Origin of the sequence: Kribbella sp. NPDC051770 (assembly GCF_040681455.1) — a bacterium.
GTDB lineage: Bacteria > Actinomycetota > Actinomycetes > Propionibacteriales > Kribbellaceae > Kribbella.
On sequence record NZ_JBFAYT010000011.1, the window covers coordinates 142,166 to 168,528 of the forward strand.

The following is a 26,363-nucleotide window of genomic DNA, read 5'->3' on the forward strand; positions in this document are numbered from 1 at the left end:
CCACTGGTCACCCGATCGGCGCACCCCGCCAGGCGGACCCCCACCACTCACCAACCACCACGACCAGCACCGATCCGCGCCTGCTCGAGCGTGCCCGGCGGCAGGTTCGCCGGGTTGGTGAGTGCTGCAGGTCCGACGCAGCTCAGTCGGAGTACGCCCGGTTGCGCCTGAACAGCAGCCCGGCCGCCAGCACCGCGGCGATCGCCGACGCGATCAGCACCGCCGCCTTCGCGCGCTCGGTCTGCGCGGCATCTCCACCGAACGCCAGTTGCGCGATCAGCAGCGCCACCGTGAACCCGATTCCCGCCAGCACCGACACCGCGCCCACATCCCGCCACGCGAGGTCCGAGTTCAGCTCAGCTCGCGTGAACCGCGTCGTCAGCCACGTTCCCCCGAACACCCCGATGAACTTCCCGACCACCAGCCCACCCGCGATCCCGAGCGCCACCGGATCCGTCAGCATGGCCCGCACCGCCCCGCCGCTCAGCGTCACTCCCGCCGCGAACAGTGCGAACAGCGGCACCGCCACCCCCGCCGACCACGGCCGCAGCTTGTGCTCGATCCGCTCCGCCGGTGCCTCGGCCTCGCCGGCGTCCGGCAGCACCCGCGTCACGAACCCCAGCGCGACGCCCGCGATCGTCGCGTGGATCCCCGACTCGTGCATGAACCACCAGGCCGCGATCGCGATCGGCACGTACAGCAACGGCGTACGGACGCGGAAGCGCTGCAGCGCGTAGAACACCGCGATCAACGCGACCGACGCCAGCAGCGGCAGCAGGTGGAACCCGTGCGAGAAGAACACCGCGATCACCAGGATCGCCCCGAAGTCGTCGACCACCGCCAGCGTCAGCAGAAAAGCCCGCAGCGCCCCCGGCAGCGACGACCCGACGATCGCCAGTACGGCGAGCGCGAACGCGATGTCGGTCGCCGTCGGCACCGCCCACCCCTCGGTCCGGCCGCCGGGCGCGAGCAGGTTCACACCCAGGTAGATGATTGCCGGAAGCACCATCCCGGAGAGTGCGGCGACCACCGGGACGACGGCCTCGGACAGCTTCGACAGCGTGCCGACGACCAGTTCGCGCTTGAGCTCGACGCCGGCCAGGTAGAAGAAGATCGCCAGCGCACCGTCGGCCGACCAGGCCTCGACGCTGAGCGGACCGAGGTCGAGGTCGCGGACGTGGTGGTACGCGTCCTGCCACGGCGAGTTCGCCCAGATCAGCGCGACGACGGCCGCCGCGAGCAGCAGCAGCCCGCCGGTGGTCTCGGCGCGCAGGGCGTCGGCGAGGAAGGCACGCTCGCGGCCGAGGACCCGGGGGAACGCACGCCGCCGCTGCCGGATCCGGTCAATTGGTCGCATCGCTGGGCCTCTCGCTCGGGGCATGGTCGAACCGCCGCCGACCAGTCTTCCCGGCACACCTGTTGCGTTGCGTGCTCAGTCTAGGCCATCGACCCGGTCGCAGCCGGTGACGGTGAGCGCTTTCCCGGATGAGTCACCGCACACCCGGCTCGACGCGGCAGCGCTGGTTTGGGAGGATGATCGCTGGCCGTCCTGGGGCTCCGGCCAGTACTGTCGGTGAACGGTCGAGCAACCGGCCCGAGACCCGTCACCACACCCCGGCAACCGGTTTGCCGGCCAGATCCCCAGGGAACACGACACCATGGCCCGCCCAAGGAACAACCCCGGCGACCTCGCCGAGCTCCCCACCGAGCTGCGGACGGACCGGCCGAAGGGTGACCAGATCCGCGAGATCCTGGAGCGCCTGACCCGCAGCCTGGCGGCCGGGACCGTGCTGCCCTCGGAGCGGGTGCTGGCCGAGCGCTTCGGCGTCGCGCGGATGACGGTCCGCCAGGAGGTCGACCGCGTCGTCGCTGAGGGGCTGGCCGCCCGGCGCCCGGGCGGTGGCACGTTCGTCGCCGAGCCGCGGCCGAACAAGCTGCTCGCGTCGTCGTTCAGCCAGGACATGCAGGCCCGCGGCATCACGCCGGGCGCGAAGGTCCTCGAGCACCGGGTCGGCACCGCCGACGAGGCGCTGGCCGCCGAGCTGGAGGAGCCGGTCGGCACCCCGGTGCTGCACCTGGTCCGGCTCCGGCTCGCCGACGGTGAGCCGATGGCGATCGAGCGCACCAACCTCTCCCTGCGCCGCTTCCCCGGCCTCGACGAGCTGTCCTTCGACGAGCTCTCCCTGTACGGCGAACTGGCGTCCCGCTACGGCGTCGCGCTCGGCATGGTCTCCGCCTCGATCGTCGCCGCCCCGCCGGACACCCCCGAGGACGCCCAGTTGCTCGGCATCGAGGAGACGACGCCCTGCCTGATCATCACCTCGGCCCCGCGGACCGCCTCCGGCGAGGTGATCGAGTGCGGCCGTTCGACGTACCGCTCGGACCGCTACGACATCACCGTCGCGTACCGCACCACCTGATCAAGTATCAAACGTGCGCGGCCAGCACACCGAGCGCGAACGCCGTACCGGTCAGCGCGAGCATGGTCGTCGCCAGCAGCTGAAGCCTGCGCTGGTACGCCGGGAGCTCGGCCGACGTCGCGAAGACCCGGTGCGGCCAGTGGCGCCAGGAGACGTAGGAGAAGATCGCCGTCGCGGCCGCGAGCAGGACGGCCTTGATCAGGTGGATCCACCAGTGCTGCGTGTCGAGCAGCAGCAGGGTGAGGCCGGTGGCGGCGATCGCCGTGATCAGCGCGACCACCTTCCAGCGGTTGCCTGAGGCAATCACCAGGGTGAGCGCCTCGCGGGACTCCGGATCCTTCGCGTAGAACCTGGCGAGCTTGGGCTGGATGACGAACAGCGAGTACGCCATCCCGCCGACCCACGCGGCGGCGAGGCCGGCGTGCAGGATCGCGACCAGGGCTGTCATCGGTACTCGGCGAGCTTCGGGAGCGGGAGCAGCGCGACCAGGCCGATCAGCCGGTCGAGGGTGGCGACCAGGTCGTCGGGCTTGACGCGGGTGAAGATCGGGGCGGTGGTGAAGACCAGTTCGGTGTGCATCAGCGCCCAGGTGTGCAGCTTGTGCAGGCGCAGGTACCGAGCGAGCTCGGGGTGCAGGACCTGCGCCGCGACCTGCGGGTCGGTGTTCACCAGCCGGTACCAGCGGTTGAAGTTCGGGTCACCGGTGATCGGCTCCGGAAGACCGGTGGTGTCGTACGCCGGGTCGATGTTCTCGACGAGCTGGAACCACGGCACGTCGGCCTTCAGATCGAGCACCCAGACGGTGTTGATCCGCGCGTACTCGTCGTCGTACGTCGCCTTGTCGTTCCACGCGTCGCGGACCGCCTTCACCGCCCGCACCCGGTGGAAGTCGAACGCGGTGAACGGGACCCCCTGGTGCTTCCCGCTCAGCACCCCGAACGACTTCTGCTGGTCGCCGCGCAGACTGAACGGCAACGCGTACCGCCAGCGATCGGCCAGCTCCGGCGCGTCGAACCGGACGTCCCACCCGAGACGAGCGGCCAGTGCCGCCCGTTCGTCGTTGGTCTTGGCGATCCGCCCGGCCTCGAGGTCTTCCACCCGCACAGGCTAGGACCTGAACAGGCCGAAGGCCCGGACGGCGACCGTCCGGGCCTTCGGTGGCAACGATCAGTCCTCGTCGGACTTGCCGGACTCCAGGTTGGTCTTGATCAGGTCCATCACCGTCGAGTCGGCCAGCGTGGTGACGTCGCCGACCTCGCGGTTCTCGGCGACGTCGCGGAGCAGCCGGCGCATGATCTTGCCCGAGCGGGTCTTCGGCAGCTCGGCCACGACCATGATCTGGCGCGGCTTCGCGATCGGGCCGATCTCCTTGGCGACGTGGTTGCGCAGCTCCTGGACGACGTCCGGACCGCCGTCACCGGCCTCCGAGCGCAGGATCACGAAGGCCGCGATCGCCTGCCCGGTGGTCGGGTCCGAGGCGCCGACGACGGCCGCCTCGGCGACCTTCGGGTGCGAGACCAGTGCCGACTCGATCTCGGTCGTCGAGAGCCGGTGGCCGGACACGTTCATCACGTCGTCGACCCGGCCGAGCAGCCAGATGTCGCCGTCCTCGTCCTTCTTGGCGCCGTCGCCGGCGAAGTACACGCCCGGCCAGCGCGACCAGTACGTCTCCTTGAAGCGCTCGTCGTCGCCCCACAGCGTGCGCAGCATCGCCGGCCAGGGCTTGTCGATGATCAGGTAGCCGCCCGAACCGTTCGGCACCGACTTGCCCGCGTCGTCGACGACGTCGACGCTGACGCCCGGGATCGCCTTCATCGCGGCGCCCGGCTTGCCCGAGGTGACGCCCGGCAGCGGCGAGATCATGTGCATGCCGGTCTCGGTCTGCCACCAGGTGTCGACCACCGGCGCCTGGTTGCCGCCGATGTGCTCGCGGTACCAGACGTAGGCCTCGGGGTTGATCGGCTCGCCGACCGAGCCGATCACGCGCAGCGTGGACAGGTCGAACTTGGCCGGGATCTCCGCGCCCCACTTCATGAAGGTGCGGATCGCGGTCGGCGCGCAGTACAGGATCGAGACCTTGTACTTCTGGACGATCTCCCACCAGCGGCCCTGGTGCGGCGTGTCCGGCGTCCCCTCGTACAGCACCGAGGTGGTGCCGTTGGCGAGCGCGCCGTACACGATGTAGCTGTGCCCGGTGACCCAGCCGATGTCGGCGGCGGTCCAGTAGACGTCGGTGTCCGGCTTCAGGTCGAAGACGGCCCACTGCGTGTACGACGTACCGACCAGGTAGCCGCCGGTGGTGTGCAGGATGCCCTTCGGCTTGCCGGTGCTGCCCGACGTGTACATCACGTACAGCGGGTGCTCCGCGTCGAACGCCTCCGGGGTGTGCTCGGTCGACTGCTTGCCGACGAAGTCCTCCCACCACAGGTCGCGGCCCTCGACCATCGCGGTCTCCTGACCGGTCCGGTTCACGACGAGCACGTTGCGCACGTCCGGGCAGTCCTCGAGCGCGGTGTCGACGGCCGGCTTCAGCGCCGCCGGGGCGCCGCGGCGGTAGCCGCCGTCGGAGGTGATCACGACGCGGGCGTCGCAGTCCAGGATCCGGCCCTTCAGCGCGTCCGCGGAGAAGCCGCCGAAGATCACCGTGTGCGGGGCGCCGATCCGGGCGCAGGCCAGCATCGCGACCACGGTCTCGGGGATCATCGGCATGTAGATCGCGACGATGTCGCCGGCCTTCACGTCCAGCTCGAGCAGCGCGTTCGCGGCCTTGCTGACCTCGTCCTTGAGCTGGGCGTAGGTGATCTCGCGGGTGTCACCCGGCTCGCCCTCGAAGTAGTACGCGACCTTGTCTCCGAGCCCGTTCTCGACGTGCCGGTCGACGCAGTTGTACGCCGCGTTGAGCTTGCCGTCGGCGTACCACTTGGCGAACGGCGGGTTGCTCCAGTCGAGGGTCTCGGTCGGCTCGACGGCCCAGGTCAGCCGCTTGGCCTGCTCGGCCCAGAACGCCTCCGGGTCCGCCGCGGCGGTGTCGTAGGCGTCGGCCTTCACGTTCGCGTGCGCCGCGAGCTCGGCCGGCGGGTCGAACCGCCGCTCCTCGTGCATCAGGTTCGACAGCGCTGGGGACTGGGGCTCGGAACTGGTCACGGTCGCGGACTCCTCGTCGATAGCCGGTCGGCGCGCCCGGGCGCCGCCCCCTTTCTACCAACGGCAGACCACCCGCGGTACTGGTGGTTCGCCGAGCAGACCTCTATCTGCGCCGAACGGGCCGGTCCGTGAACGAGGTCACACCGGGAACCGGAGGAGGCCGGGCCGCATCCGATCCCCGTCGCCAACCGCCAGGAGATCCGCCGATGCACCAGCCCCAGTACGCCGTTCAGCCGGTCGGGCACTACGCCCAGTACGCCGACCCGCCGGTCGGGCACTTCTCCCAGTACGCGGCGCAGCCGACCGGGCAGTTCGCCCAGCACGCGGCGCAGCCGGTCCACCCCGCGGCCGGGCTCCCCGCCGACCACCCCTTCGCCGGCGTCCACCGCCGCATCTCCCGCGCCGCCCGCCGCCGCGTCCACAGCCGCGACCGCCGCGTCCGGCGCCTGCGCGCCGCCGTACGGAACCAGTCGCCTACCTGGTGATCTCGCGCTCCCGCGCGTCCAGCAGCTCGTCCCAGTGCTCGGCCGTCCACCGGCACGCCTCGCCGATCGGGCCGAGCATGCTCCGGCCGAGCGGCGTCAGCGCGTAGACCACGCGCCGCTCCGGTTCGGCGTACTCGGTCCTGCTGATCAGCCCGTCCTGCTCGAGGCGGCGCAGCGACTGGGTGAGCACCTTCGGCGTCACCCGGTGCAGCGGCACCCGCAGCTCGGAGAACCGGCGCGGGCCGTCCTCCAGGCAGGCGATCACCAGGGCAGCCCACTTGTCCGGCCCGAACCGGAACGGGTTCAGCGTCGAGGGGCACATCTCGTCGAACATGTCCGCGCGCAACGGCTCCATCCAGCCAGCCTAGCCAGTATCCGGGCGGTAACCGCCGCTCCGCCTACCTTCTCGGGACACCACGAGAAGGGACCTGAAGATGAGCAAGATCCTGGTGTTCGGCGCCGGCGGCCGAGCAGGAAGCGCGGCAGTCGAGGAGGCACTGCGTCGCGGCCACGAGGTCACCGCCGCGGTGCGCACGCCCAGCAAGTACGCCGCGGCCCGCGCAACACCCTCGGTGGGCGGCCCGACGGTCGTCGCGGCCGACGTCACCGACCCCGCGGCCGTCGCCCGCCTCACCTCCGCGCACGACGCGGTGATCGCCGCCGTCTACGACCCCACGCCCGACTTCTTCCCCCGCGCGGGCAAGGCCCTGGCCGAGGGAGTCGGCAGCACCCGCCTGGTCTGGGTCGGCCTCGCGTCGATCCTTGCCACCAGCAACGGCACGCTGCTGATGGACACACCCGGCTACCCCACCGAGTACCGAGCCTTCTTCGAAGCCCACCAGGCAGCGGTCGACCAATTGACGAATTCCCAGGCCGACTGGGTCTCGATCACCCCCAGCGGCGACTTCGACCACGAACACCCCGAACGCACCGGCGCCTACCGGATCACCCCGGGCGACGCGACCAGCCGGATCTCGTACGCCGACCTGGCGATCGCCCTGCTGGACGAGATCGACGACCCGCGGCACCACGGCGTACTGCTCGGCGTGGAGCGCGTCAGCTGAGTGCGCTGAGACGGGCCCGCAGCTCTTCGGCGGACGGCGAGCTCCCAGCTCCGGCTGACCCGCCCGGTGATCGTCTCGTACGACGGGTTGAGGGTGGCAGGAGAAGAGCCTGCTGCGTGCCGCCACGCGGAGCTGCTCGGCGTACGGTGGTGATCGGGAAAACTCTCAGCAGCTCTTCAGGTGAAAACGCTCCCGCCGGGGTGTTCGCCCTGGCAACATGGGTGGACATCGACCGTCCCGGCGCCGGGGCGGCCTGACTGACGGGGTGATCGTGCTGGACGAGAAGGCAGTCCACCTGATGGTGGCGATGCACCGGATCGTCCGGCACCTGCGCCGGACCGCGATGTCGACGTCGATGCACCCGACGCAGTTCATCGCGCTGCTCGTGATCGCCCGCGAGCAGCCGGTCCGGATCGGCACCATCGCCAACAAGGTGCCCTGCTCGCAGCCGACCGCGACCACCACGGTCGCCGTCCTGGAGACCTCCGGCCTGGTCCGCCGCCGCCCGGACACCCTCGACGGCCGCGCCACCGCGGTCGAGCTCACCGAGCTGGGCGCCGAGACCGTCGCGCACATGCGCGCCGACGCCGGCCAGGCGCTGACCACGATCCTCGAGCACCTGTCGCCCGACGACCGCGCGAAGGTCCTGGAGGCGGGCGAGATCCTGTACGGCGTCGCCGACGACCTCTAGCCGGTCCGCGGCAGCTTGGCGTCCAGGGTCTTGAACCCGGCCGCCAGCGCGATCCCGAGGACGAGCACGAACGCGGCGTTGCGGACGGCGACGCCGAGCCCGAGGTCGGTCACGTCCAGGAACGGGTACGGGTACCAGTCGGTGAACGAGCCCTGGACGAAGATGTAGACCAGCCAGGCCAGCGGCCAGACGAACGCGAGCCCGACCGTTGCCCACGACATCCGTGGGCGCGGCCCGAAGACCAGCCAGCCGACCAGCGTCGCCCACGGCGAGACGTAGTGGAACCCGATCGTCGCGGCCAGCGCCCAGCCGGTCAGGTGCACCTGCGGGGCGAGCACGATCGCGAACACCAGCCCGGTGATCACGATCCCGAGCAGCGCGTCCAGGTGCAGGACGCGCCAGCGCGGGCCGTCGTACGACGTACTGCGGACGAGGAACACCAGCGCGGCCAGCACGATCAAGTTGCTCTCGATCGTGAAGAAACTGACCAGCCGCCACAACCGAACCCCGATCGAGGCCCCGGTCTCCCCGGAGTTGGCATCGGCCCCACCGGTGAAGATCAGCACCAGCTGAATCACCAGCGACACGACGATCACCGCGACGATCGCAGCCCACCAGCCCCGCGCCACCTTCGACCTCGTCATCACCTCATCGTGCCCGCCGGCCGGCCCGTCGCCACCCACGCCACGCCCTGCCGATCTGTCACAGTCTCCCCATGCGTCGCCTGCTGCGCTGGATCTTCCTGACCGGCCCGTGCCGCCTCTACCTCCTCGGCGAGGCGAGCGGGGGCTCGGTCCCGTACACCTTCGTTGCCGGACTCTTCGGCACAGCCGCGGCCTTCGGCGGGGTGTTCGCCCTGATCGCCGCCATGGCCGGCGCGTCGGTCGAGGACTACTTCTTCACCGGCGTGCTCACCGGCCTGCTGACGGTCACCGCGTGGGCCGCCTACGCCTTCGTCGTGTACGGCGTCCTCTGGCTCCGAGGCATCAGCCCCGCAGCCGTGGTCAGCGCACACACCTCGACGGAAGCCAAGCCCGCAAGCAGTCGCCCCGCCGACGACCCCCACTGGCGCCACCCCGGCGGACCCGTGATCCGCCGAGGCCTGATCGCTTTCTTCGCCTTGATGACCGCGGTCTTCCTTGCCGCAGGCATCTTCACCACCGACCAGGGCCCCTTCGACACCCCGCTCGCCAGGACCACCGCAACCATCCTCCGCTACGACGACGGCCCTGCCGGACTGGGCGAACGCCTGCTCGAGGTCCGCTTCACCGCCGACGGCCGCGAGTACACCACCGAGGTCAAAGCCGAGGACTACCAGCCCGAGACCCGCATCCCACCCCCAGGCGGCTCCCTGGAGATCGAGTACGTCCCCAGCAACCCAACTCAGGCCCGCCCCGCCGGCACCACCCAAGCCAACAAGTCCGACGCCACGTTCACCCGCACCCTCGCGATCGCCTCAGCAGCCCTCACCCTCCTCACCGCGGCCGCCCACCTCATCTCCCGCCGCAGGCGGGGCAGATCCTGATCTGCCCCTGCCAGACCGCTCCACGCCCGCTACAGTGGATCTCGCCAGGGACAGGAGTCCCTCGGAAGTGGACCCGGCAGCTCACCGGACGGTGGACGAGCCGGGTCTCGCGCTGTCAGGACTCCCGCCAGAACCAGCTTTCTGCGCCGAGGGTTCTCGGGGTTGAAGTGCAGCCGCTCCTCCCCCAGGCCTGACACCGGGGCATCCCGGGGCAGTTCCTGATCTGCCCCGGCAGAGCTTCGTTGGAGGACGTACAGTGGATCTTGCTTGAGGCAGTAGAGCCTCCTGAAGTGGACCCGGCAGCCTTCCGGACGGTAGGTGAGCCGGGTCTCGCGCGTTCAGAGGTCTCTTCGGACCGAATGCCGCGCGACCAGTCGCCGCCACGGTCCGCCGCGTGCCCACGCCCACGCCACTGCATCCGGAACCCACAGCAGCGGGTCGAGCTTCGGAGCCAGCAGATCCCAGCGCAGGTCGGGACAGTTGTAGCGGTGACAGGCGGCGTGCAGCGTCCGGCGGTCACGCTGGTACGTCGACTCGTCTCGCTCGACCACAAGCCGTTCGGCCGTGCCGGCGGCGTCCCTGACGATCGCCTGCAGGCACGCCTGGCGGTCGGCGAGGGTGTCGCGCTCGGCCTGGTACAGGTCGACGAGCAGGTGGAACTCCGCGATGACGTGCAGGATCTGCTTGCGTCGGGCATCGGTCTCGTGGCGGAAGTGCAGCCGCTCCCGCTCAGGCAGCAGCAAGCCACGCGATGTTTTTCAGCCGAGGCAGATCGGCGAACGGCCGCCGACCCGGTGGGGTCGGCGGCCGTTCTGTTGGACGGGCTAGTTGCGGGTGATGGTGAACGTGCTGGTCGTGTTGCGGATGTCGACGGCGTTGTTGGTGAGGGTGAGGTTGTTGAAGGTGACGCCGCCGACCGGTGGGCCCTGGCCGGGTTCGGGGAGTTCGTTGGCCCAGAGGCCGAAGCCGGACTTGGCGTCGAAGGCGTCGCCGGACTTGCGGGCGCCGGAGATCGAGACGTTGGTCAGGATCGTGTCGGCGATCGGGAACTGGGGCTGGGAGCCGACGTAGTTGGTCTGGAACATGATGCCGCTGTACGTCGGGTCGACGATGTCGACATCGGTCAGCCGGATGCCCTGGTAGATCTTCGAGGCGGAGAAGATCCAGATGCCGGGGAACGTCTGGTTGCCCCAGAAGTGGCCGCCGGCGCGGACCACCGAGATGTTCTCGAAGCGGGTGGCCGGCGTCGCGCCGAAGCCGTTCATCGGGATGCCGAAGTCGAGCGAGCTGATCGTGATGCCGGAGTAGACCAGCGTGTCGGCGACGTACAGGTTGCGGAAGACGTTGTTGGTGCCTCCGTAGACCGCGAAGCCGGCGGCTCGCCAGGTCAGCGTCGACGAGAGGTTCTCGAAGACATTGTCGCGGACCTCGCCACCACCGGAGTCGGTGGCGTTGAACAGCGCGAAGCTGTCGTCCCCGGTCGCCCGGGCGTCGTTGTTGCTGACGGTGTTGCCGGCCGAGCCGTTGGTCATGTTGATGCCGTCGGCGAACATGTTGCGGATCCGCGAGTTCTTGATCGTGGAGTTGTCGGTGTTGGCCCCCCAGTACAGGCAGACCATGTGCTCGACCCAGATGTTGTCGATGGTCATGTTCGCGGTGGACGAGAAGTCGAACACCTTGCCGGGACCGTCGATCCGGGACGTGTAGTTGCCGAAGTAGGCGAAGCCGGTGAACGACGACCCGTTGGCCGAAGCCTCCGCGCGGAACCCGACATCGGTGTTGTCCTGCGTCGTCGGCGCCTGGAACCTCGTGTACCAGGGCCCGGCGCCGAGCACCTTGACTGCCTTGCCGTACACCTGGAACTTGCTCGACGTCTGGTAGTCACCCGGCGGCAGGTAGACGCCGACGAGCGTGCCGGTGGTGTCCATCCGGACCCGGTCGAGGGCGTTCTGCACGTCCTGGTGACCGAAGCCGGCCGGCACCGCGTACGCCGAACCCGGGTTCGCGACCGGCGCCACCTGCTCGGTGTCGACGAAGTCGATCGCGTAGTTCGTGGTGTTCGCGGCGTCCTTCTGGAGCTTGATCTTCGTGCCCGCCGGGAAGGTCCCGTCGAGCATCAGGTTCGCCTCGTCGTAGATGTGGCGAGGATCGCCGCCCGGTGAGTTGCCGGGGCTCGCCTCCGCGCCGTACAGCCAGGCGTACTTCGAGGTCAGCGGCAGCGCCTTGTGGAACGCGCCGTTGACGTACACGTTGACGGTCGAGTTGATGCCGCCACCGCCGGCCGCGTCCGGGATGGAGAACCTGGTCACCAGGGTGTTCGTGCTGGCCCGGGTGGTGAACTCGACGAACGCGCCGGTCGAGTTCAGCGTGACGGCCTTTCGGCCGGACGCCTCTCCGGCCAGATCACCGATGGTCCGGTTCGGGCCGACCACCGTTGCGCCACCGCCGACGGCCGCGTCCTCGGCCTCCAGGTGGTCGTACGGCATGTTCGCCCCACGGCCCACGAAGAACGGCCGCTCGGACGTGTTGTTGGCCCGCTTCACCGGCAGCTCGTTGGCGTCGTCAGCCAGTACGACGCGCACGGAGTACCGCCCGTTCGCCGCCGGCCAGCTCCCCAGCGCAACGGCCGGGGCAGTCGCGCCGGCGGCGATCGCACCGGAGTACGACCCCGTGAACGTCCGTACGACGGTGCTGCCGTTCAGCAGCGTCAGCGTGATCCCGTGCGCCCCGGAGGCCGACGCGATCGAGCCTTGGTTGCGGATGGCAACGGAGAACGCGACGTTCGTCCCCGCGGACGGGTTGCCGGGCGTCCACGTGACCGCCCCCGCCACCAGGTCGGAGCTGGCCACCGGCGTCACCACGAGCGGCGACGAGCTGCTGGCCGAGTTGTTCGCCTCGTTCTGCTCGATGACCGCGTTGGCCTCGTCGACCTTCGCGCTCAGCGGGTAGCTGCCCGCGTCCCGGGTCCCGATCGACGCCGAGACCGTTGTCGAGCCCCCGGCGGCGAGAGCGCCGACGGTCGCCGTACCGACGCGCGTCTCGCCGAGGTAGAAGTTCACCGCGGAAGCGCCCGCGGCAGCAGATCCCGTGTTGTTGACGGTGGCCCGGACGGTGATCGCGTCGGTCTCGACCGGCGCGCTGGGGCTCCACGTCACGTTCGAGAGCGTCAGGTCAGGATTCGGAGCAGGCACCCCCATCACCTGGAGCTCGGCCACCTGACCGCTCGGCGCGCCCGTGTTCCCGGTGAAGTTGAGCCGTACGTCGGCGACCCGCGCGCTGACCGGGATCGTCACCGTGTTGCCCGACGCCGGACTGAAGTTGTACGCCGCCGACGCCGCGATCGTCGTGAACCCGGCAGCGCTCTGCTCGCGCCCGAGGATCGAGAACGTCTGCGTCCGGTTGCCCCAGGCGCTGTCCGGGTTGAGCCGGACGACGACGGAGCTGAGGTCGGCGTTCGAGCCGAGCTGGGTGGTCAGCGTGGCCGGGTTGCCGTTGCCTTCCCAGTACGTCGTGACGTTGTCGTCGTTCGCGTTGGTGGCGACGAAGGTGTGCACGAAGCCCGAGGCGGTGATCGGCTTGCGCAGCGCCAGGTTGCTGCCCGGGCCGCTGCTGCCGCCGCGGGTGACGCTGTTGCTGTTCGGCGACTGGTTGCCCGCGGCATCCTTCGCGCGAACGAAGTAGGTCACCGCGGCGCTGGCCGGCTGGGTGTCGGTGTACGTCGTGACGCCGCCGCCGAGGCTGGTCCGGAGCTGGCCGTTGGCGTACACGTCGTACCCGGTGACGCCGACGTTGTCGGTCGACGCGGTCCAGGTGAGCCGGATCTGGCCGGTGCCGGGCTCGGTGAACGACAGGTTGCCCGGGGCGGTGGGAGCCTGGGTGTCACCGGTGGCCGGTCCGTAGACCTCCAGCTCGGACAGCTGACCGGCGGGCCAGCCGGTGTTCGCGGTGATCCGGATCCGCACGTACCGGACGGTCGCCGCGCCGTAGTCGATGGTCACGGTGTTGCCGGGCGCGGTGAACGCGCGGGAGGCCGACGCGGACAGGTCGGTGAAGTTGTTGCCGTCGGTGCTGCCCTGGACGGCGAGCGTCTGGTTGCGGGAGCCCCAGCCGGAGCTGGGCAGTTTGAGCACGACCTGGTTGGTGCTGACCGAGGAGCCCAGGTCGACCTGGACCCACTGCGGGAAGGCGTTGTTGGCGCTCTCCCAGTAGCTGCTCTGGTTGCCGTCGGTCACGTTCCCCGCGGCGTAGTTCTGGGTGCTGGTACTGGCCGAGGCGGACTTCCCGGCGGCCAGGTTCGGTCCGGCCAGTACGGCGGCCGACGCGGTGCTGCCGGCCAGCGTGGGGCCGGCGGGCGTGAAGGTGGGGGCGGCGAGCAGCAGGCTGCCGGCCAGCGCGGTGGCGAGCAAGCGCCAGGGCACGGTTCTGGTTCTCATGCGGGCCTCTCCGGTGGGCGGGTGGTAAAGGCACAGAGGAGTATCAAGAAATTGCTCAAAACGATGAACTTCTTGCGCAGCGCTGGCTTATTGTTACGGCAGGATTACTGCAGCGTCAACGGCTCGAGGGCGCCGCTCCGGATGGAGCGACGCCCTCGAGGGGTCCTGCGGCGGCTACGGGGTCAATGCTTGGCAGCACCTTCCGCGCCCGCGCCGGTGAGCGCGCGGACCGACAGCTCGCTGTAGCGGCTCTCGCTGGAGCGGTCCTTGCCGACGAACGTGCCGACCACGCCGAGCAGGAAGCCCAGCGGGATCGAGACGATGCCCGGGTTGGACAGCGGGAACCAGGAGAAGTCCGCGCCGGTGATCATCGAGGTCGGCGAGCCCGAGACGACCGGCGAGAAGATCACCAGCACCACGGCGCTGATCAGACCGCCGTAGATGCTCCAGACCGCCCCGGAGGTGTTGAACCGCTTCCAGAACAGGTTGAACAGCAGCGCCGGCAGGTTCGCCGAGGCCGCGACGGCGAAGGCCAGCGCGACCAGGAACGCGATGTTCAGCTTCTGCGCCGGGATCGCCAGCCCGATCGCGACCGCGCCGATCCCGATCGCCGCGAACCGGGCGACCCGGATCTCGTTCTTCTCGGTCACCTTGCCCTTGGCGATCACGTTCACGTACAGGTCGTGCGCGAACGACGACGCCGAGGTCAGCGTGAGCCCGGCGACCACCGCGAGGATGGTCGCGAACGCCACCGCGGCGATCAGCGCGAGCAGGATCGCGCCGCCGATCGAGTCCGGCCCGCCGCCGACCATCTCGGCCAGCAGCACCGACGCGGTGTTGCCCTTGGAGGCCGCGACCGCGCTGTCCTTGCCCGTGTTCAGCAGCGCCGCCGCGCCGAACCCGAGGGCCAGCGTCATCAGGTAGAAGGCGCCGATCAGGCCGATCGCCCACTGCACCGACCGGCGCGCGGACTTGGAGTCCGGCACCGTGTAGAAGCGGATCAGGATGTGCGGCAGGCCCGCCGTACCGAGGACCAGGGCCAGGCCGAGGGACAGGAAGTCGATCTGGCCGACCAGGTCCTTGCCGTACAGCAGACCGGGCTGCAGGAACGCCTCACCCTTGCCCGAGTTGGCCGCGGCCGCGCCGAGCAGCTTGGACGGGTTGAAGTCGAACTTCAGCAGCACCAGGAACGTGATCAGCAGCGTGCCGGTCATCAGCAGCACCGCCTTGACGATCTGCACCCAGGTGGTGCCCTTCATGCCGCCGATCGTCACGTAGACGATCATCAGCGCGCCGACCAGCACGATCACGCCGGCCTTCAGGCCCTCGCTCTTGACGCCGAGCAGCAGCCCGACCAGCGACCCCGCGCCGACCATCTGGGCCAGCAGGTAGAAGATCGAGACGACGATCGTGGACGACGCGGCCGCCGTCCGGACCGGACGCTGCTTCATCCGGAACGCCAGCTGGTCGGCCATCGTGAAGCGGCCCGAGTTGCGCAGCAGCTCGGCGACCAGCAGCAGCGCGACCAGCCAGGCGACCAGGAAGCCGATCGAGTACAGGAAGCCGTCGTACCCGTAGAGGGCGATCTGGCCGGAGATGCCGAGGAAGGACGCCGCCGACATGTAGTCGCCGGCCACCGCGAGACCGTTCTGGGAGCCGCTGAACGAGCGGCCGCCGGCGTAGTAGTCGGCGGTGGTCTTGTTCTGCCGCGACGCCCACCAGGTGATGTACAGCGTCACGGCGACGACCGCGGTGAACAGCGAGATGGTCAGCGCCTGGTTGCCGGGCTCGGCGTCGGCGAGGGGGATCAACAGAGTGCTCACCGGCGGCGCTCCCTCTTGTACTTGGCGTTCAGGCCGCTGGCCAGCGGGTCGAGCTTACGGTTCGCGAAGCGCCCGTACAGGAACGCGATCACGAAGGTGGAGACGAACTGCAGCAGACCGAAGACCAGCGCCACGTTGATGTGGCCCACCACCCGCGTGCTCATGAAGTCCCGGGCCCAGTTGTTGCAGGCCACGTAGGCCAGGTACCAGACCATGAACGCGATGGTCCAGGGCACCACGAAGTTCTTGTAGCGGCGTTTCAGCTCGGTGAAGTCGGCCGCCTCGTGCACCGCTTCGTACGCGCGGGCGTCCCGCTCGCGCACTGCGTCGTCTTCCATCTGCACCCCTCAGTCGGGAACGAACAGATGCACGGTAGTCCTCACGACGGCGTTTGTGACCCACCGCGACCAAAAAGTTGCCCAGGGCGTCAGAGGCCGGGCTGGTCCAGGCCGCGCTGGTAGTTGGCCAGGTCGCTCGGCCAGGTCCGGTAGCAGTTGGTGAAGTACGGCATCCGCAGCGGTTCCGGGGGCCGGGCGGTGCCGTCGTAGATGCCGTCGATCTGCTCCAGCACCGACTCCCGCCGCGACTCGGTCAGTACGGCGACGCGCGAGTGCGACAGGGCGAGCTGGCGCAGGCCGGTCCGGTCCAGGTCGTGCCAGTGCCGGAAGCGGCCGGTCTCGACCGGGCCGAACAGGTCCGACTGCAGCAGCACCGGCATCGGATCGAACTGGTCGGCGCCGGCCAGGAAGTCCTCGCCGAGGATCGCGCGGTCCAGCCGGCGGACCCACGGAACGACCGTGTCGTAGTGGTTCCAGAGCAGGCCCAGGACGCCGTTCGGCCGCAGTACGCGGGCGATCTCGGGCAGCGCCCGGGCGTGGTCGAACCAGTGGAACGCCTGGCCGACGATCACCGCGTCGACCGAGCCGTGCGCGAGCGGGATTGACTCGGCCGCGCCGACCATGGTGTCCACCCGCGGCACCTGGCGGCAGACCGCGAGCATCTCCTCCGACGGGTCGACCGCGACCACGTCGTGGCCGAGCCCGGCCGCGACCGCGCTCAGCTTCCCGGTCCCGGCGCCCAGGTCGAGCACCTGCCGGCGCCCCGGCCCGAGGATCCAGGCCAGCGCCTCGGCGGGGAACGTCGGCCGGCCCGCGGCGTACGCGGCCGCGACGCCGCCGAAGGAGCGGGCGCGCTCAGGTCCTGGATCGTCGGTGGTCATCACCGTAAATCATGCCGTAGCAGCGGCCGGTGACGTCAGGGCGCGCGGTAGGGCGTGTCCGCAATTCCTGCCGCGACAGGTGTGCTAGGTGGGTTACTCGCCGAGCTTCTTCTGCTCGATGTGCTCGTTCAGCGCGTGCAGCTCGGGGTGCTTGCCCATGATCGCGACCAGGTCGGCGCAGTTCAGGTCGGCCGCGTCGAACTCCTCGATCAGCGTGGTCAGCAGCCGCCGGTCGTCGGGCGTGTCCAGCGTCAGCCGGTACTGCGAACCGTCGCCGCCGTCCCACGGGATGTTCAGCAGGTGCATGTCGCCGGTCCGGTTCTGGTGCAGGTACGACGTGACGTGCTCGCGGTCGGCCTGCAGCGTCGCGTCGGCGTCGGCCTGCAGCAGCCGGGACGCGGAGAAGATCTCGTAGTCCATGCCGCGCGGGAAGGTCCGCTCCAGGCAGTTCGAGACGTACAGGTTCTCGTCGTGCGCGGCCCGGTAGGCGTCGACACCCTCGCTGACCACCGCGGGGTCGATCAGCGGGCAGTCCGAGGTGACCCGGACCACCGCGTCCAGCTCGTGCTCGCGGATGGCGCCGGCGAACCGGGCCAGCACGTCCAGCTCGCTGCCCCGGAAGACCGGGAACCCGTACGCCGTGGTCTGCTCGACGATCGGCTCGTCGTCGGAGTTCGTGGTGGTGGCCACGATGACCGGCAGCCCGGTCGCGGCCAGCCGGTCCAGGTGGTGCTGGAGGAACGTCCGGCCACCGGCGGTCAGCAGCACCTTGGCCGGCAGCCGCGTGCTGGTGGCGCGGGCCTGGGTGATGATCCCGATCTTCATGACAACACCTTCGCAGTTCTGGGGGGTTCCACCATCGGGAGCTCGTTCCAGCGGAACAGGTCCCGGATCTCGGCCGGTCCGGCCAGGTGCTCGACGCCCAGCTCGGCGTCGGTGAACGCCTTGGCCAGGTCGAGCGGTACGTACGGCTGGTTCAGCTCCGGCCACAGGCGCCGGATCCGGGCCTGGCCGCCGAACGAGGGGTGTTCGTTCTCCAGCAGCATCGGATCGCCGTACACGCCCGGTTGCAGTCCGATCGAAGCACCGTACAGCACGGCGGAGCTGAGCCGGTTGCTGGCGACCCGCTTGTGCTTGCGCAGCTCCTTGAGCTGCTTGAGCAGGAAGTCCGGGTCGGTCTTGCGCCAGTTCAGGCCCCGGTACCCGTGCGTGATCACCCGGAACCCGGCGTCGGTGTAGACCTGCCGGATCGCCTCGTTGTCGAACTCGTTCCAGTACAGGCAGACGGTGATCGGCCCGGTCTCGTGCTCGTTGATCGAGGCAACGATCTCGGCGTGGTCGCCGAGCACGTTCTGGCCTTCCCAGCCGTGGAACGGGTAGAAGATGGTGCCCGCGGCATCGGTCGCCGGGGCGGCCAGCTCGGGGTGCAGCTCGAGCAGGTAGAGCCAGGCCGAGCCGATCACCGAGTAGTCGCGCAGGCCCATCGACCAGCCGCGGCGGCGGACCGTGTCGGACCAGACGAACTTCGGCATCCCGGGCACGAACGCGGTGTTGTAGGCGAACCCGTCCAGGATGTTCCAGCCGTGCTGGAGGTAGCCCCAGATCCGCGGCGGATCACCGGCCGGGAGGCCGGCGTACTCGGCCATGATGTGCGCGTGGCCGTAGAAGTGGTTGGCGTGGTGCATCAGCGCACCACGCGGCGGACCCGCTTGACGACCACGCGGGCCGGGTTCAGCACCGCCTGACCGACCCGGTACGGCTTGGAGCGGCGGATCCCGCTCAGCTGCTGCTCGAACCAGGTCGCCTGCGCGCTCGCGTCGGCGAGCTCCTGGCTGAGCCGGGCGATCGTCGCCAGCTGCTCGGCGCTGCCCTGCGGCCGGATCATCTCGTTGCTGTCAGCAACCGCGGCCCAGAGCTCGTCGGTGACCGTCAGCCCGGTCATCGAGGCCAGCCGTGCGGTCAGGTCACGCGGGGCGCTGCCGGCCGCCCAGGGTTGCCGGGAGCCCGCTTCCAGCGAGCGCCGGACGAAGCGGCCGAGCTGCGCGACGACCAGTGCGTCCCCGGTGCCCTCGACCGCCGGAGCGGTGCCGAAGAGCCGGTACGACGTACCGTCGGTGATCACGTTGTCGGCGGAGGCGACGGCGGCGGTCGCCGCGTCCTGGGCGCGCAGCCAGTCGACGTACGCCGGGACGATGCGCCGCAGCGCCGCCTGGTCGTCGAGGCGGAGCGCGGTGAACAGCTCCTCCTCCAGCAGGATGCCGGGGCCACTGGGGACTACGCCCGCCGGGAGCTGCTCGGGGAGCGCCTGCTGCTGAGTCGAACTCGCCTCTGGCACGGCCGCGTCGAGCACGAAGAACCAGGCGGGCGCCAGCTCGACGCCCAGCCCGGCGGCGAGTGCCTCCTGAGTCGTCCGGTACGGATCGGTCAGCGTCGGCCCGGTGAACCGGCCGGCGACAGCCCGGGCGACCACGGCAGCTGCCAGCGGTCCGTCGACCGCGCTCAGTCCCACGGACGCCTCAGCCACCGTCGGGTAGACCGCGTAGGTCCGCGCGACCCGCAGCTCAGCAGCCTCGCCGGCGCTCGCGTCAGGAGCCTCCAGCGCCGCGACCACCGCCTTCAGCCCGGCGGGCGCGGCGGCGTCGCCGCGGAGGTCACCCGGCCAGTCCTCGTCGCGCGGGATCGTGGTGGTCGGGTCGGGCTGGATCATCCGCTCGATGCCGAAGCTGTTCTCGGCACCGAGCAGAAGCCGTCCTCCCGGGGCGAGCCGGGATTTCAGCGCGGCGAGCCCGTCCGCCCACCGCAGTACCAGCGTATCCGGGCCGATCAGCCACGGCATCCCGGCGAGCGCCACGACCACGTCGTACGTCGGCTCGCCGTGCTCGGGGCCGAAGTGGTCCAGCGTCCCGCAGAAGACCCGGACGCCGAGCGCCTCGGCGATCTCCTCGGCGTCGGGCGCCGAGCGGACCAGGACGTCGACCGAGGCCGCCGTCTTGGCCACCTGCTCGAGCAGCTCGAGCGAGTGCGGGCCCGCGACGAGCACGGTGTCGGTCGGCCGGACGGCAGCCGCCAGCAGGTCCGCCGGCACCGGCCCGCCGACCGCCGGGCGGCCGTCGGTGGGGTGCAGGTCGGACCAGTTCAGCATCTCGCCGGCGATCATCACCGAGCGGGCCGCAGCGGTCTCGTCCGAGGACTGGTCAGATGTCACAGTGGTCAATTCTCTGACTTTCCACCAAATGAGTGATCAGGACACCAGATCCGTGAGCGTCTCGATGACCCGATCGACGTCCGCGTCGGTCAGGTCGGGGTACATCGGGAGCGACAGCTCCTCGCGGTAGAACTGCTCCGCGTTCGGGCACATCCCGCGCTGGTAGCCCGCGTTCGCGAACACCGGGTGCCAGTAGACGGGGATGTAGTTCACCTGGACCAGGATGCCGGCGGCCCGCATCTTCTCGAAGATCTCCCGGCGGCGGTCGCCGAGGATCCGGACCGGGTACAGGTGCCAGGCCGGGTCGACGTGGTCGCGCTGGGCCGGCGTCCGCACGCCGTCGACGCTGGCGAACGCTTCGTTGTAGCGCGCGGTGATCTCGGTCCGGCGCTTCTTGAACGCGTCCAGCCGCTTCAGCTGGGACAGCCCGAGCGCGGAGGCGATGTCGGTCAGACGGTAGTTCAGGCCGTGCTCGTGCACCTCCTGGTGCCACGGGCCCTCGTCGGTGATCTCGAACCGGTCGGGGTCGCGGACCAGGCCGATGAAGTGGAACTCGTGCACCTTCTGGGCCACCGCCGGGTCCTTGGCGACGACCGCGCCGCCCTCACCGGTGGTCAGGTTCTTGGTCGGGAAGAACGACAGCGTGGTGACGTCGGCCAGGTCACCGACCGGGCGGCCTTTGTAGAAGCCGCCGACCGAGTGCGCGGCGTCGTCGAGCGTCTTCGCGCCGACCCGGTCCGCGATCGGCTGCAGCGCGTCGTAGTCGGCGGCGTGACCGGCGTAGTCGACGGCCGCGATCACCTTCGTACGGTCGGTGACGACTGCCTCGACGGCGGCCGGGTCGAGCAGCGCGGTGTCCTCCTCGACGTCGGCGAACACCACCTTCGCGCCCAGGATCGCCGCGCAGGACGCGGTCGCCACGAACGTCATCGGGGTGGTGACGACCTCGTCGCCGGGGCCGACGCCGAGCCCGGCGTACGCCATGTGCAGGGCGGCGGTGCCGGAGGTGCAGCTGACGGCGCGGTGACCGCCGGCCAGCTCGCCGACCGCGTTCTCGAACGCGGTGACGCTGGGGCCGGTGGTCAGCCAGTCACCGCGCAGGATCGCGGTGACCGCCTCGATGTCGTCGTCGCTGATCGACTGGCGTCCGTAGGGCAGCATCGGCTCAGACGTCGCTCTCGAGGATCTTGGTGATCTCCTCGATGGAGTACCACTCGTCGTTGTTGTCCGAGGTGTAGTGGAAACCGTCCGCGACCGGTACGCCGTCGCTCGGCGCGGTGTAGCCCCAGGTGGCCAGGTCCGGCTGCAGGACGTAGCGGTCGCCGATCGCCAGCGCGCGGCGGCCTTCCTCCGGGCTGATCATCTCCTCGTGCAGCTTCTCGCCCGGGCGCAGGCCCATGTCGTGCATCTTGGCGCCCGGCGCGATCGCCTGGGCCAGGTCGGTGATCTTCATCGACGGGATCCGCGGCACGTACAGCTCGCCGCCCTGCATCAGCTCGAACGAGTCGACCACGAACTGGACCGCCTCGGGCAGCGTGATCAGGAACCGGGTGCAGCGCAGGTCGGTGATCGGCAGCGACTGGCCGGCCTCGTGCAGGGCCCGGAACTTCGGGATGATCGAGCCGCGGGAGCCCATCACGTTGCCGTAGCGGACCACGCAGAAGCGGGTCTCGTACGCCGCGGCGTAGTGGTTGCCGGTGATGAACAGCTTGTCGGCGGTCAGCTTGGTCGCGCCGTACAGGTTGATCGGGCTGGAGGCCTTGTCGGTGGACAGCGCGACGACCTTCTTCACGCCGGCGTCGATGGAGGCCTCGATCACGTTCTGCGAGCCGACCACGTTGGTCTGGACGAACTCCCACGGGTTGTACTCCGCGGTGTCGACCTGCTTCAGGGCGGCCGCGTGCACGACGTAGTCGACCTTGTGCATGGCCCGGTTCAGCCGCTGCCGGTCGCGGATGTCGCCGATGAAGAACCGCAGCCGCGGGTCGTCGCCGAACAGCTGGCGGACCTCCCACTGCTTCAGCTCGTCGCGGCTGAAGATGATGATCCGGCGCGGGTCCAGGTTGTCCAACGCGTAGCGGATGAACGCCTTGCCGAAGGAGCCGGTGCCTCCGGTGACGAGGATGTCGGAGCCGGTGAGGATGGACACGTCGAGTAGGACCCTTCTGAGGGGACAGTTCCGGACAGCCGTCAGTACACACCCTTAACGGCAACTCCGTACGATAGCGGGCGCCCCGGCGGAAGCCTCAATCACCGCTTCGCCCGCCTGTGGACAGACGCCCCCTGAGCCCCAGAAGTTCGCCGCTGTCCCACGTGGTTCAGGTCACTGCGGTGTGACGAGTTCGAGGCTCGGGAAGTACGTGCGGAACCTCGCGACGTCGCGGGTGATCACCCGGTGCCGGGCCACGGCGGCGTGCGCGCCGATGAAGAAGTCGGGCAGTGGCGCGGTCTTGGTGCCGCCGCGTTTCCGGTAGGCCAGAAAGGCCTTCGCGGCCAGAAATCCGGCTTCGTACGGCAGCGGCTCGCGCCGGAAGAGGTTCGCCGGAAGCGCCGCGTCGACCTCCTCGACCTGCTGGTAGCCGGCCGAGACCTCGGCGTAGATCAGTGGGTTGATCACCAGCTCACCCTCGACCTCCGCCGTGGCGATGGCCTGAGCTGACCATTCGCCCCACTGCGGATCACCGGTCAGGACGTCGAGCAGCACGCAGCTGTCCACGAGCGTCGTGACAGGCTCGACCAGGTTCAGATGACGCTCATTCGCCACGCAGCAGCGCCATGAGTTCGTCGGTGCTCATCCCGCTGGTCGCGCTGCCGCGGTGCTCGCGGACCCAGCGCTGTCCGCGGGTCTCGCTCCGCTCGACTCGGACGATCCGCAAGGCGCCGTCGTCCTCGATCACCTCGACCTCGTCACCTTCGTGCAGGTGGTGCTTGTGGCGTAGGGCGGCCGGGATGGTGACCTGTCCTTTGCTGTTCAGCTTCACGGGACCTCCTACCCGATACATGTGATACGTAATACCTTAGCCCATCTCCTCACACTGGTTTTCCTCTCACATTCACACCGGGCTACGGTCTGGGCGTGACGGTGCGGATCGGTGTCAGGTGTGACGTAGGCCCCAAGCGGGGGATCGGGCATGTGATGCGCAGTTTGGCGCTGGCCGAGGAACTGGTTGGGCGGGGCGCCGAGGTGGTTTTCGTGTGTGACAGCCACACGGTGCCGTGGGCCGACGAGCAGATCCGGAGCCGTGGGATCGCGGTCGAGCCGGCGGTCTGGACTGCTGAGGAGCACCTGGACCTGTACGGGCGACTGGGGCTCGATGCTGTGATCTGGGACTCCTACGACCTCGACCCAGATGTGTTCGCCGCGGTTCGGGCGTCGGGGCTGCCGACGCTGGCGATCGTCGACGGCGGGTACGGCGGTGCGGTGGCCGACATCCTGGTCGACCAGAACCTCGGCTCCGAGCAGGACTCTCCGGAGCTCCCCGCCGGCGCGGTCCGCCTGGCCGGGCTCGACTACGTGCTGCTCCGCAACGAGATCCTCGAGCTGCGCCCGTCCGAGCCCCCGACAGTCCGCACCACCCAGGTCCCGAAGGTCTTCGCCTTCTTCGGCGGCACCGACGCGTTCGGAGCCGGGCCGCACGTCGTACGGGCTCTGGCAGCGACCGGTACGCCGTTCGAAGCGCTGGTGATCGCTCCGGGTGACGAGCTGGCCGAGGCGATCGCCGCGGTCGAGCTCCAGGACGGCCAGCACGTAGAGGTGATCGGCCCCACGTCCCAGCTGGCCAAGGCGGTCGTGGCCTCCGACCTGGTCCTGAGCGCCTCCGGCACCTCCACCTGGGAGCTGCTGTGCCTGGGAGCCACCGCCGGTCTGGTCTGCGTCGTCGACAACCAGGTGATGGGCTACGAACGCACAGTCGCCACGGGTGCAGCTGTCGGCGTAGGCGTCCTCTCCGACCTCAAGCAAGACCCGACAGCGGCAGCCGCCGTACTCCGCCCACTGCTGCAGGACCCGAACGAACGAGCCCGCCTAGCCGCAGCCGGCTACCAGCTGGTCGACGGCCAGGGCCGCGTCCGCGTCGCCGACGCTCTGTTTCACCTGATCTCGTAGATCGTCGCGTCCAGGGTGGCGTGGCGGAGGCGGACGTACTGGTTGAGGTCGGGGGAGACCTGGCCGGTGCGGTGGTCGGCGTAGAGCCAGCGGACGCCGTAGCGGCGGAGGCGCTCGATGACGGCGGCTGAGGGGGAGGAGAACGCGGCGTCGTTGGTGGCCAGGAGTTCCTGGTTCCAGAAGGGGAGCAGGCTGGGGTTGCCGCCCTCGGTGGTGGCTATCCGGTTGATGCGGTTGGTGTAGGCCCAGCCCTCGACGAGGACCTGGCGTTCGGACAGTGCCGCGATCCAGAAGTGGCGGCTGTCGCAGACGTCGCCGCGCTGGACGATGCAGTGGGCGTTGGTGGCGACCAGGTCGTCGGTGCCGGAGTTGCGCTGCAGCCAGCGGGCTGCGTCGGCCTCGGGTTTGGTGGGTCCGTTGCCGGCGACGTTGCCGTAGATGACCAGCGTGGCCTGGTCGGAGACGAGGGTCAGCAGCGGTAGCGAGGTCGAGGCGGCCATGCAGGCGGCGACCAGTGCGGCCAGGGCTGCGGTGACCATGCTGCCGCGGCGTACAAGCCGCCAGGCGATGGCGACGACCAGTCCGACGACCAGCAACGCCAGCAGGGTCAGGAGGAACGGCACCTTCACGCCAGACAGATCAGCCGACGCTGCTCTGGCCAGACCAGCACCGAGCAGACCCAGGCCAGCAGCAGCCGCAACCAGTACGCCGCTCCGCCGGTCGCCGAGCTTGTCGGCGAGCCGGGCCAGTCCCAGGCAGGAAAGCACCGCCAGGAAGGGAAAACCGGTCCGGTAGAAGTAGACCTGGCTGACACCGGGCTGCGACGTCAGCACACTCGCAGCGAACCCACCGATCGCCGCACCGGCCAGGAACACCACTCCGGGATCCCGCCAGAACCTGCGCAGGAACAGCACACCCGCAACGGCCAGACCCCACGCAGCCGTGGTCGTCAGCGCACTGAGCAGCTGAGCGGCCCGGTCCACGCCGGTGCCGTGCCGGAGGGCGGCGTACGGCTGCAGCTGGATGAAGAGCTGTGCGGGCTTGATCTGCAGGCCGGACGACTCGCCACCGAACACCACGATCGTGGCGGCCACCAGAACCGCCAGCACGACCAGTCCGCCGACCAGAGCCCGCCCGGTCGAGCGCCGGGTGGCCAAGCGGGCCAGGAAGACCAGCCCGAACCCGCAGACCGCCAGCGGCAGGATCGTCGCTTTCGCACCGGACGACGCCAGCGCCACCAGCACGAACAGCACCCACCGGCTGCGCACAGGCTTCGACCGCAACAGATCCACAGCCAGTACGGCGAGCAGCAGCGCCAGCATCATGCCGAGGTTCTGCGTCGGGCTCAGGTACTGGCTGGAGGCCATCGAGATGTTGCCGAGCGAGATGTCGTGCAGCGGCTGCAGCGTGCCGCCCACCCCAGCCAGCAGCACGGCGAACGGCCCAGCCCAGACAGCACCAGGATGCGGCTCCTCACCAGGCTTCAGCAGGAACCGCTGCGTCAGCGTGAACACCAGCACGCAACCAACCAGCGCCAGCGGCACCCACAGCAGCGCGTACAGCACGTTGGTCAGGTCGATCCCGGTCGACCAGGAGGTCGCAGCAGCGACCTGGTGGAAGAACGTGTGGTACTTCATCGGCTCGCCGAAGACCCACAGCGGCACGACCGGTACGTCGTGCTTCGCGCTCGCCGCTAGCGCCTGGTGGAACGCCATGTCCGGGAAGGCCGCGTTCGGATCCGTGTACGCCGGTGCGTAGCGCCCCGGGCCCTTCACCCACATCAGCAGCAGCACCAGCGATGTCGCAGCCGCCAGCAGCCAGGCGGTGACCGGCGCGAGCGGCGCCTCCACGTGCTGCCAGACGCGAGCCCTGACGTCCCGGTCGAGGACACCGACGACCAGGACGATCGGAGCCCACACCCAGGACCAGCGCTGGAGCCCGACGGACGAGCTGGCCAGGTAGACGAGCAGCTGGGCCGCCGTACCGACTGCGAAGCCGGCTGCGCAGTCCTCGACCAGGTTGCGGCGGTAGGCGCCGATCAGTCGCCACAGCACCAGGCCGGGGAGTCCGACGCCGAGCAGCACGAAGACGGTGAACTTCAGCACGTCCAGCAGCGGCGCGTACCGGCCCATCATCACCAGCGTCAGCAGCACCACCGGTACGGCGGCCACCAGCCCGGCGACTGAGCCAGTGCCGTGATCCCGCGGCCCACGCCGCCTGGCTCTCCCCATGCGGGTCACCTTAAGTGA

25 protein-coding genes are annotated in these 26,363 nt (G+C 69.8%); 6 read left to right on the plus strand and 19 right to left on the minus strand.

Annotated features, from left to right (window positions below; all coding sequences use genetic code 11):
- Positions 1–142: 142 nt before the first annotated feature.
- Positions 143–1,357: a Na+/H+ antiporter NhaA gene (gene nhaA, locus AB0M01_RS31010; RefSeq protein WP_363675765.1), complete on the minus strand. Its 1,215-nt coding sequence runs from the start codon at positions 1,355–1,357 to the stop codon at positions 143–145.
- A gap of 301 nt (positions 1,358–1,658) precedes the next feature.
- On the opposite strand from nhaA, the gene AB0M01_RS31015 reads away from it, so the two are divergent.
- Positions 1,659–2,420, plus strand: a complete 762-nt coding sequence (locus AB0M01_RS31015) for a GntR family transcriptional regulator (RefSeq protein WP_363675767.1) — start codon at positions 1,659–1,661, stop codon at positions 2,418–2,420.
- Positions 2,421–2,427: 7 nt separating this feature from the next.
- Here the strand turns inward: AB0M01_RS31015 and AB0M01_RS31020 are convergent, their stop codons facing one another.
- The 3 genes from AB0M01_RS31020 to acs form a co-directional block, all read right to left on the minus strand.
- Positions 2,428–2,868: a hypothetical protein gene (locus tag AB0M01_RS31020; RefSeq protein ID WP_363675769.1), complete on the minus strand. Its 441-nt coding sequence runs from the start codon at positions 2,866–2,868 to the stop codon at positions 2,428–2,430.
- Positions 2,865–3,518: a hypothetical protein gene (locus AB0M01_RS31025; RefSeq protein ID WP_363675771.1), complete on the minus strand. Its 654-nt coding sequence runs from the start codon at positions 3,516–3,518 to the stop codon at positions 2,865–2,867. The genes AB0M01_RS31020 and AB0M01_RS31025 overlap by 4 nt, the downstream gene beginning before the upstream one ends.
- A gap of 69 nt (positions 3,519–3,587) precedes the next feature.
- Positions 3,588–5,522, minus strand: a complete 1,935-nt coding sequence (gene acs / locus AB0M01_RS31030; protein ID WP_363676007.1) for an acetate--CoA ligase — start codon at positions 5,520–5,522, stop codon at positions 3,588–3,590.
- Between the two features lie 248 nt (positions 5,523–5,770).
- Here acs and AB0M01_RS31035 point away from each other — a divergent pair, with 248 nt between their 5' ends.
- Positions 5,771–6,049, plus strand: coding sequence for a hypothetical protein (locus tag AB0M01_RS31035; protein ID WP_363675773.1), 279 nt, complete (start codon positions 5,771–5,773; stop codon positions 6,047–6,049).
- On the opposite strand, the gene AB0M01_RS31040 is transcribed toward AB0M01_RS31035, so the two are convergent.
- Positions 6,039–6,404: a helix-turn-helix domain-containing protein gene (locus AB0M01_RS31040; RefSeq protein WP_363675775.1), complete on the minus strand. Its 366-nt coding sequence runs from the start codon at positions 6,402–6,404 to the stop codon at positions 6,039–6,041. The genes AB0M01_RS31035 and AB0M01_RS31040 overlap by 11 nt on opposite strands.
- A gap of 79 nt (positions 6,405–6,483) precedes the next feature.
- Between AB0M01_RS31040 and AB0M01_RS31045 the strand changes: the two genes are divergently transcribed.
- Positions 6,484–7,113: an NAD(P)H-binding protein gene (locus AB0M01_RS31045; RefSeq protein WP_363675777.1), complete on the plus strand. Its 630-nt coding sequence runs from the start codon at positions 6,484–6,486 to the stop codon at positions 7,111–7,113.
- A gap of 217 nt (positions 7,114–7,330) precedes the next feature.
- Positions 7,331–7,804: a MarR family transcriptional regulator gene (locus AB0M01_RS31050; RefSeq protein ID WP_363675779.1), complete on the plus strand. Its 474-nt coding sequence runs from the start codon at positions 7,331–7,333 to the stop codon at positions 7,802–7,804.
- Here the strand turns inward: AB0M01_RS31050 and AB0M01_RS31055 are convergent.
- Complete coding sequence (locus AB0M01_RS31055; protein ID WP_363675781.1) at positions 7,801–8,448, minus strand: Pr6Pr family membrane protein; 648 nt, start codon at positions 8,446–8,448, stop codon at positions 7,801–7,803. The two genes, AB0M01_RS31050 and AB0M01_RS31055, sit on opposite strands and share 4 nt — an antisense overlap.
- Positions 8,449–8,519: 71 nt before the next feature.
- Here AB0M01_RS31055 and AB0M01_RS31060 point away from each other — a divergent pair, with 71 nt between their 5' ends.
- Positions 8,520–9,329 carry a hypothetical protein gene (locus tag AB0M01_RS31060; RefSeq protein WP_363675783.1) on the plus strand — a complete coding sequence of 270 codons (810 nt, stop codon included), beginning with the start codon at positions 8,520–8,522 and terminating at the stop codon, positions 9,327–9,329.
- A 338-nt stretch (positions 9,330–9,667) separates the two neighbouring features.
- Here the strand turns inward: AB0M01_RS31060 and AB0M01_RS31065 are convergent, their stop codons facing one another.
- From AB0M01_RS31065 to AB0M01_RS31120, 12 genes are all read right to left on the minus strand, one after another.
- Complete coding sequence (locus tag AB0M01_RS31065) at positions 9,668–10,072, minus strand: hypothetical protein (protein WP_363675785.1); 405 nt, start codon at positions 10,070–10,072, stop codon at positions 9,668–9,670.
- A gap of 81 nt (positions 10,073–10,153) precedes the next feature.
- Positions 10,154–13,762 carry a discoidin domain-containing protein gene (locus AB0M01_RS31070; RefSeq protein WP_363675787.1) on the minus strand — a complete coding sequence of 1,203 codons (3,609 nt, stop codon included), beginning with the start codon at positions 13,760–13,762 and terminating at the stop codon, positions 10,154–10,156.
- Between the two features lie 182 nt (positions 13,763–13,944).
- The gene (locus AB0M01_RS31075) at positions 13,945–15,585 is read right to left on the minus strand and encodes a cation acetate symporter (protein ID WP_363675789.1); all 1,641 of its coding nucleotides are present in this window, start codon (positions 15,583–15,585) and stop codon (positions 13,945–13,947) included.
- Positions 15,582–15,923, minus strand: a complete 342-nt coding sequence (locus AB0M01_RS31080) for a DUF485 domain-containing protein (RefSeq protein WP_363675791.1) — start codon at positions 15,921–15,923, stop codon at positions 15,582–15,584. The genes AB0M01_RS31075 and AB0M01_RS31080 overlap by 4 nt, the downstream gene beginning before the upstream one ends.
- A gap of 89 nt (positions 15,924–16,012) precedes the next feature.
- The gene (locus AB0M01_RS31085; RefSeq protein ID WP_363675793.1) at positions 16,013–16,804 is read right to left on the minus strand and encodes a class I SAM-dependent methyltransferase; all 792 of its coding nucleotides are present in this window, start codon (positions 16,802–16,804) and stop codon (positions 16,013–16,015) included.
- Between the two features lie 93 nt (positions 16,805–16,897).
- Positions 16,898–17,629 carry a glycosyltransferase family protein gene (locus AB0M01_RS31090; RefSeq protein WP_363675795.1) on the minus strand — a complete coding sequence of 244 codons (732 nt, stop codon included), beginning with the start codon at positions 17,627–17,629 and terminating at the stop codon, positions 16,898–16,900.
- Complete coding sequence (locus AB0M01_RS31095; protein ID WP_363675797.1) at positions 17,626–18,489, minus strand: hypothetical protein; 864 nt, start codon at positions 18,487–18,489, stop codon at positions 17,626–17,628. Before AB0M01_RS31095 ends, AB0M01_RS31090 begins: the two co-directional genes overlap by 4 nt.
- Positions 18,489–20,009, minus strand: a complete 1,521-nt coding sequence (locus AB0M01_RS31100) for a hypothetical protein (protein WP_363675799.1) — start codon at positions 20,007–20,009, stop codon at positions 18,489–18,491. Before AB0M01_RS31100 ends, AB0M01_RS31095 begins: the two co-directional genes overlap by 1 nt.
- A 36-nt stretch (positions 20,010–20,045) precedes the next feature.
- Positions 20,046–21,170, minus strand: a complete 1,125-nt coding sequence (pseC, locus tag AB0M01_RS31105; protein WP_363675801.1) for a UDP-4-amino-4,6-dideoxy-N-acetyl-beta-L-altrosamine transaminase — start codon at positions 21,168–21,170, stop codon at positions 20,046–20,048.
- Positions 21,171–21,174: 4 nt separating this feature from the next.
- Positions 21,175–22,158, minus strand: a complete 984-nt coding sequence (pseB, locus tag AB0M01_RS31110; protein ID WP_363675803.1) for a UDP-N-acetylglucosamine 4,6-dehydratase (inverting) — start codon at positions 22,156–22,158, stop codon at positions 21,175–21,177.
- Between the two features lie 174 nt (positions 22,159–22,332).
- The gene (locus AB0M01_RS31115; protein WP_363675805.1) at positions 22,333–22,773 is read right to left on the minus strand and encodes a type II toxin-antitoxin system VapC family toxin; all 441 of its coding nucleotides are present in this window, start codon (positions 22,771–22,773) and stop codon (positions 22,333–22,335) included.
- A complete protein-coding gene (locus AB0M01_RS31120; RefSeq protein ID WP_363675807.1) occupies positions 22,763–22,990 on the minus strand; it encodes an AbrB/MazE/SpoVT family DNA-binding domain-containing protein in 228 nt (75 codons plus the stop codon). Before AB0M01_RS31120 ends, AB0M01_RS31115 begins: the two co-directional genes overlap by 11 nt.
- A gap of 95 nt (positions 22,991–23,085) precedes the next feature.
- Between AB0M01_RS31120 and AB0M01_RS31125 the strand changes: the two genes are divergently transcribed.
- On the plus strand, positions 23,086–24,114 hold the full coding sequence (locus AB0M01_RS31125) for a spore coat protein (RefSeq protein ID WP_363675809.1): 1,029 nt from the start codon (positions 23,086–23,088) through the stop codon (positions 24,112–24,114).
- On the opposite strand, the gene AB0M01_RS31130 is transcribed toward AB0M01_RS31125, so the two are convergent.
- Complete coding sequence (locus AB0M01_RS31130; protein WP_363675811.1) at positions 24,099–26,345, minus strand: hypothetical protein; 2,247 nt, start codon at positions 26,343–26,345, stop codon at positions 24,099–24,101. The two genes, AB0M01_RS31125 and AB0M01_RS31130, sit on opposite strands and share 16 nt — an antisense overlap.
- Positions 26,346–26,363 lie beyond the last annotated feature (18 nt).